The following is a 5,648-nucleotide window of genomic DNA, read 5'->3' on the forward strand; positions in this document are numbered from 1 at the left end:
CGCTTTGTCGATAATAATGTTCCCAAGAGTCACTTTGTCAACACTAATATTTTTGGCTAAATCATAGTTAATAGTATTATCCGCACTGCGGGTAGCAACTAAATTTCCATCTGTATTGCGGAAATCAACTGTTTCACCTAGCTTAACTTTATCTGAATTAGCACCTTGGGCTGAGATACTGAAACCTTTATCAGTTAAAGTTGTATTTAGCTGATTTTGTGCAGAAAGCAACTGTTCCTCGGTCGCTGCTCGACCACTATTGTAAGTGCCTGCAGGATTCCACGTTATATTGCTTAACCCAGTAACATCATTTGTCGAAGTATTTACCTTCACATTACCGGCTTTTAATCCAGTATCCGTTAAAGTATTTGTACCGACTTTAACTTCATTATTTTTTATGCTCGCAGAGCCTGTTGTCACACTACCATTGCCACCAAGATTTATTGTTTCAGCAAGACGAATATCTAGCTGATTTGTTCCATTGGCAACCACACCTATATTTCCGGTGGCAGCGAGTGTACCTGTTGCACCGCCTTTCACATTGAGCGTTTCACCAAGTTTACGGGATATTTGAGCCCCCGTATCACCAGCAAAGCTTAATGGTTGATTCACTGCGGTATCTAATGCAGTTAAGGCTGCACCTACATTATTGACCGTAGTTTTTGTACCTGTTCCTGCCGGGTTAGTTGTGACGGTATAACTTGGCGCACTAATTGCTCCAGTAGCTTGATTGGCTAATGCCCCACCACCTAATGCTTGTGCTGTTTTATTCGCTAGGTTGGCTAATTCTTCATTGGTTTGGAATAACTGGCTACCATTAATTGCATCGGTACTTGAAGCAGATACTCGACCTGCAGCGACATTAATGATTTGACGTTCATTACCTAAACTGCCCACACTCACAGTTGATGTTGGATTTATGCCTGAATAATTATAGGTTTTACCGTTAACAATTGCACTTGCTGTTGGTGTTGCATTACCAGAAATCGATCCACTACCTAAGGCAATTGCATTTGTATGTGTAACTGTTGCATTAGTACCTAAAGCAAAACCATTGGTTGCAGATACATTAGCACCTGTCCCTATAGCATTCGAACTTTCAGCACCAGCTTTAGCCCCATTACCAAATGCATTCGCATTTAAACCTGCTGCGTCTGCACTTTTACCTATAGCAGATGCATTGAGGCCACTTGCAACGGCACTTGTACCTAACGCAAGCGTATCCTGTCTGAATGCTTGAGCGCCTGTACCAATTGCACTTGCATCTTGTTCAAATGCTTTTGCACCCTTACCCATAGCATTCGCATTAACACCTGTTGCTCGCGCATTGGTACCAATTGCACTGGCATTATCAGCTGCAGCTTTTGCATTATCACCAATTGCATTACTGCTTGTGCTTGTTGCTTCTGCACTTTTACCCATCGCATTGGCATTACCAGCAGTCGCTTTTGCATTATCACCAATTGCATTGGCGCTTGTTCCACTTGCTGTTGCATAGTTACCAATAGCATTAGCACTTACTGCAGTTGCTTTAGCAAAATTACCCAATGCACTCGCATTTTCTTTTGCTGCTCGTGACTCATGGCCAATTGCTGTTCCATTATCGCCCTGTACAATTGCTTTACGTCCAATTGCAATGGCCTGATCAGCATTCTGTACTTCTGAATAACTACCAATACCTACTGCATAGTCAGAAGTACCAGTGGTTTTATCAATTTGAATATTGGTACCTATTGCAATACTTTCCATACCATTACTGCTGGCATTGGTACCCATTGCAATATTGTTTGTACTTCTTGCTAAAGCAGTCTTACCAATCGCAATAGATGCATCACCATTTGCTAGTGTGCTGGTATTACCAATTGCAACACTTTCTTTTGCATTAGTTGCAGCATCAAAACCTACAACAACACTTTTTACACCTGCATTACTTGTTGTGACGCCAGCACCAATTGCTAGCGACTCGTCAGCAGTTGCTCCCGTATTATTTTTATTCGCTGGATTTTTACTATTAATGGAGACATGATGTTGTCCATTATCTGCAATAGCTTGATTAAGCTGTGCCAAATTCACAGCATCTGTAGCTTGTGTTCCTGCAGTAACATTCGAAATGCGGCCATCAGCGGTATACATGACAGCGTTGCCAGGTAAAACACTAATTGCACCAGATGACACTGCATTAATTGCACTCGCAACATCTTTATATTGATGAGTCTGGTTTGTGTTTTTATCTGTCAATTCAATAATGTAGCCTGTAAATCCCCCTGTAACTGGATCGACGCCTGTTTTTCCACCAATCAAGCTTGCGACACTTTTTTGCGCTTCATGTAATTGCTTGACATTGACTGCATCTGTAGGATTGGCACCCGCTGCAACATTGGTAATACGACGCTCTTGTCCAGCTTGACCAACAGAAACTATATTATAGCCGCCCATTTTTGTTTCAGCTGTCAAATAAGCCGCAGCAGTTGAAGTTCCATTCGCTACACTGGATGCCCCTAGAGCAATATTGTTGGCACTAGCTTCCGAGTCACGCCCCAATGCCGTTCCAGAATCGCCTGTCACTTTTGCTTTATAGCCCAGAACAGTTGCAAAATCACCGCCATAAGCTTTGGCCTCATTACCCAGCACGGTCGAACCTGTTGTTGCATCCACACGTGAACCAATTGCTACAGATTCAACAACAACTGCTGTTATATTTTTATTTGCATCCCGGCCAATCGCAATATTATCATCACCACTTAAATTGCTTCCTGCATTTACCCCAATCGCAATATTGTGATCTGAGCTGCCATTACCGTCCGCTGACAGGTTGGAACCAGCGCCAACACCTAAAGCAATATTTCGATTACCAATAACATTTTGACCGCTATTATGTCCAATAGCAATGTGGTCTGTACGGTCATTCGTTATACCTTGTGATGTACCCACTCCCGCATTCTGACCAATTGAAATACCAGCTGTTGTATTTGCAAAAGCACCTTGACCCAATGCAACAGCACCATCACGGCCCGCACTAGATGCTCCGCCGGCAGCCAGTGCACCGCTTGCAGCTGCTTGAGCTCCAGCACCAATCGAAATTGCTTGCCCTCCTGAAGCATTACCATTTCGACCTATTGCAATCGCATCCTTTGCAACAGCTTTAGATGAGTCACCAAGAGCAACACTAGATTCACCGGCTGCCAAATTAGAAGTGCCCAAAGCTATACTATTCTTTCCAAGAGAAAGATTCGCACCGCTGCTTAACGATGCCACGAAGCTATTAACTTCAGTATTTGTAACCGGCACCCCATTAATTTCAATAATATCTGTTAAATCCGTACCCGCTCCTGTCGTAGTTACAGAGATGCCATCTATTGCAGTAATTTTACCATTTGCATCTTTTGTATAAACAGGCTGGCGCGGTGTCCCTGTGGTTGAACCAATTGCTGTACTATATAAACCAATTGCTGCGGATTGTTTACCAATTGCAACTGCATTTGCTTGTTCTGCTCGCGCTTGGTCGCCCATAGCAATTGAACTTGTACCATTTGCAATTGCTTGAGGCCCTATAGCGACCGATTCTTTACCTTTTGACTGTGAATCAGCTTCAGCAGAGTTGGCACGGAAATACTTAATGCCATTATAATCTTTACTTGGATCAACACTTAAAAGTGTCTTGATCTGTCCCAGATTAACTGCATCCGTATCGGCCGTACCGACTGCTAGTTTGGTAATTTTCTGATTATTTAAATCAGCCCCACTATTTAATGTGGCTAATCCGGTAACACCTAATGTGCCTGTAACTGTGGTTGCACCAGTAATTGCTGCACCATTTTTGCTTACAGTTAATTTATCATTCAGTGTGGTTGTACCTGTAACACCTAATGTGCCTGTAACCGTCGTTGCACCAGTAATTGCTGCACCATTTTTACTTACAGTTAATTTATCATTCAGTGTGGTCGTGCCTGTAACACCTAATGTTCCTCCGACAGTTGCATTACTGGTTACAGCCAATGAATTCGCATTCACTGCACCTGTCGTCGTGACCGTTGTAAAATTAGGGTTATCTATTGTCTTAACGGTATGTGGTCGGGGTGACGCTAATATTTGTTCCCGCAGCAACTTCTGTTTTTGATGCCTTGACCTGTCCGTAATTCGCCGCATCCGTATTTGCTGTACCTGCGGCCAATCCTGTAATCTGTTTACTATTTAGATTCGCACCATTACTTAATGTAGCCAAACCAGTGACACCCAGTGTCCCACCTACTGAAGTATTCCCTGTGACATCCAATGTACCTGTAACCGTCGTTGCACCAGTAATTGCTGCACCATTCTTACTTACAGTTAATTTATCATTCAGCGTGGTCGTGCCTGTAACGCCTAAAGTTCCCCCAACAGTTGCATTACTGGTTACAGCCAATGAATTCGCATTCACTGCACCTGTCGTCGTGACCGTTGTAAAATTAGGGTTATCTATTGTCTTGACGGTATAAACCGTTTGCCCATCGCCACCTGTGGTTGGGGTGACGCTAATATTTGTTCCCGCAGCAACTTCTGTTTTTGATGCCTTGACCTGTCCGTAATTCGCTGCATCCGTATTTGCTGTACCTGCCGCTAATTTAGTAATTTTCTGATTATTTAAATCAGCACCACTATTTAATGTGGCCAACCCAGTCACACCCAGGGTCCCACCTACTGAAGCATTTCCTGTCGTGGATAGATTCGTAATATTGGTATTTTGAAGTGCTGTCGTACCACTTGTTACCGTTAGGCCATTGCCAATCGTTGCTGCACCTGTAGTACTCAATGTGGCTGTACTGGTATTCCCTGATGTGGACAGGCTCCCTGTAACATTGGTATTTTTAAGTGCTGTTGTACCTGTTACTCCCAGATTACCGCCTACTGTCGTATTTCCTGTAGTTGTTAAAGTACCCGCAATATTGGTGTTTTTAAGAGAGGTCGCACCATCTGCTACAGTCAAACCATTTCCAATCGTTGCTGAGCCTGTCGTCGTAACATTGCTGAGTGTCGTTGCACCTGTTACTTCCAAAGTACCGCCTACTGTCGTATTTCCTGTAGTTGTTAAAGTACCCGCAATATTGGTGTTTTTAAGAGAGGTCGCACCATCTGCTACAGTCAAACCATTTCCAATTGTTGCTGAGCCTGTTGTAGTTAATGTACCTGTCTTAACTGAACCGTCCGTATCTAAACCTGCAGTACTTAATGTCGTATTTGTCCCGACTTTAACTGTATTTGTGGTTTTATCTAATTCAACACTGCCTACCGTAACTTTATTCAGACTTACGTCATCCGTTGTTGCAACTACAAAATCTGTGCCACTAGGTGTGATTGTAATATTATTTCCTGCCAAAACATCAGCGTAAACTGGCATCACCGCACTTGACGCAATAGTTATAGCTACTGATACAACTTTCACCGTTTTTGTTTTCGTTTTACTTTTTGCATTTTCAGAAACCGCAACCCATGCCCCTATCGAAGCATTCCAAACTACTCTATAGATCCTATTCATACTTACACCCTTTATATGATTTATAACTTATGAAAATAAAGATAATGTGATTAATGCCTCATACTCTAAGTTATAAAATGTACAAAATTCACATTAAATTTGTAAAAATGTCTATTTTAGACCTCTTTCATAAATC

The 5,648-nt window shown here is 42.5% G+C and carries 2 protein-coding genes and 1 pseudogene; all 3 read right to left on the minus strand.

Going from position 1 to position 5,648, the window contains the following annotated elements; genetic code table 11:
* Nucleotides 1-4,011: hypothetical protein (locus Aba26S_RS20370; protein ID WP_043974861.1), on the minus strand; the 4,011-nt coding region annotated here is incomplete at its 3' end.
* 46 nt (nucleotides 4,012-4,057) lie between these two features.
* Nucleotides 4,058-5,374: a beta strand repeat-containing protein gene (locus Aba26S_RS20375; protein ID WP_370538967.1), complete on the minus strand. Its 1,317-nt coding sequence runs from the start codon at nucleotides 5,372-5,374 to the stop codon at nucleotides 4,058-4,060.
* Between the two features lie 47 nt (nucleotides 5,375-5,421).
* Nucleotides 5,422-5,512: pseudogene (locus Aba26S_RS21710) on the minus strand (ESPR domain-containing protein); the annotation flags it as partial.
* Nucleotides 5,513-5,648: the final 136 nt, after the last annotated feature.

This window comes from Acinetobacter sp. NBRC 110496, from assembly GCF_000876115.1.
In the GTDB taxonomy this organism is placed as follows: Bacteria; Pseudomonadota; Gammaproteobacteria; order Pseudomonadales; family Moraxellaceae; genus Acinetobacter.